This is a genomic window from Geminocystis sp. GBBB08 (assembly GCF_016743215.1).
Classification (GTDB): Bacteria; Cyanobacteriota; Cyanobacteriia; order Cyanobacteriales; family Cyanobacteriaceae; genus Geminocystis.
Window position 1 is genome coordinate 1 of record NZ_VRZC01000291.1, and the last position, 1769, is coordinate 1769.

Consider the following 1769-nt stretch of genomic DNA (forward strand, 5'->3'; position numbering starts at 1 on the left):
GCCCTAATCAGGCAGTAGAAAAGGTAAATATGCCTGTTAATTTATCAGGGGAAAATATTTTACCAGAATTAAATGTAACTTTAGATTATTAAAAGCAAAGTTTAATTTTGGTATAACTCAGATCTTGCACCAGTACAATAATACCAATGAAACAAAACGGGAAAAATCAATTTTAGGAGTTTTAAAATCAATTCTGATTACTTTTCCCTCTTCCCTTTTCCCTTTTCCCTATGCTCATCGAGAATTGATGATAGAGATGCAAGATCTAAGTATAATTTAAAATTAATTAAAATCACTCACAATTCTTATTACCTATTACTCATTTAACCTAAACAGACAATTAATTTTGCTTATTTATCGAGTTTCTTTTCTAGAGTCATTACGACGCTTAGCCTTAAAAGCCGTGCCAAAGCCGAGAGCAGTGAATGTTCCTAATATAGTGAGAGGTTCAGGAACAGCGGTAACATTAGCAAAACGAACTTCAGAAAGCCCGATAGCACTGGCATTTCCATAATTAGTAGCTACATCAATACGAGCATAACGAGCAGAAGTTGTAGCGAAGGAAAATGGTGTTGCACTTATAGATGCTGTACCCAAACCTATTGGTAAAGTCAAAGTACCAGAAGTAAAAAGAGGGGAGCTAAAGTCTGAATTGTTTGAAAGTATTAATTGGAAATCTTTAATACCTCTCTGAACAGCGCTTGCATTAAAAGCGTTATAGTTCCAAAGAGCTAATGTATTTAATTCAACTTGAGTGCCAAAGTCAAAATCGATGTTGACATCTGAAAGTGCCGCCCCGTTACTCAAAAGTCCCGACCAAAAGTTACTTGTACTTCCACCAGCACTATGGGTTTGATCAAGAATATCGCCACTCCCCGATAAACCGTTACCATTGGATATATTTGCTAGAGCTCCAAAGTTAGTAGCGATTGTTCCTGTATTAACACTGGCAGTGGGTGTTGGATTATAAATCGTAATAGCATGAACAGGATTAACTGCTAAAATTACTGTAGCTAACCCTACTATATTTGTTGCAAATAAAGTTAAAGAATTTTTAACCATAAATATCCCCTAAATTAACATCAATGATACAAACTATTATAGTATTAAAATTTTAAAAAAAACAAAAATAATACAAAATAAGATTTTATTTCCACTAAAGTCTATTACTCATTATTAACGATAATATTTTTAATTTATTAGCTTTAAGCAATGGGAAACAGATTAAAAATCCACAGTTTGAAAAACAATTAGAAAGAACTAAAACCAAAAAATGCGCGTAGAGCTAGTCGCAAAAAAAGAGGTTCTAAAAATCAGAAAAAAGTCTATCAAAAGTTAGCTAAGATTGACCAAAAAATAGTTAATCAAAGAACTAACTATCAATGGAATATTTCTCATTATTTAGTGAGGTTAGCAGACGTTATTATCCTTGAAGATTTAAACATTCAAGGAATGAGCAAAAAATGCAAACCTAAACAAGATGAAAACGGAAAATATTTAAAAAATAATCAATCAGCAAAAAGAGCATTAAATAGATTGATTCGTGATTGTTCTTGGGGTGAACTAAAACTTAAAATACAGTCGGTAGCTGAAAAGTTTGGTTGTATTGTTTTAAACGTTAATCCTAAATTCACATCTCAAACTTGCTCAAATTGTGGTCATGTTGATTCTGCAAATAGACATAAAGAAAAATTTGTTTGTACTAATTGTGGATTCATTTCAGATGCTGACAACCAAGTATAAATATAGGTAAAAAAGGATTAGAAATT

General features: G+C 32.0%; 1 protein-coding gene and 1 pseudogene. One reads left to right on the plus strand and one right to left on the minus strand.

All coding sequences use genetic code 11. From position 1 onward, the window contains the following. Nucleotides 1–354: 354 nt before the first annotated feature. Complete coding sequence (locus FWJ34_RS19295; protein WP_308256948.1) at nt 355–1062, minus strand: PEP-CTERM sorting domain-containing protein; 708 nt, start codon at nt 1060–1062, stop codon at nt 355–357. 125 nt (nt 1063–1187) lie between these two features. On the opposite strand from FWJ34_RS19295, the pseudogene FWJ34_RS19300 reads away from it, so the two are divergent. Next, nucleotides 1188–1769 (plus strand): annotated as a pseudogene (locus FWJ34_RS19300) (RNA-guided endonuclease InsQ/TnpB family protein); the annotation flags it as partial.

Excerpts from the sequence above, each read along its gene's own strand:
- FWJ34_RS19295 (WP_308256948.1), bottom strand. The coding sequence starts at position 1,062 with ATGGTTAAAAATTCTTTAACTTTATTTGCAACAAATATAGTAGGGTTA.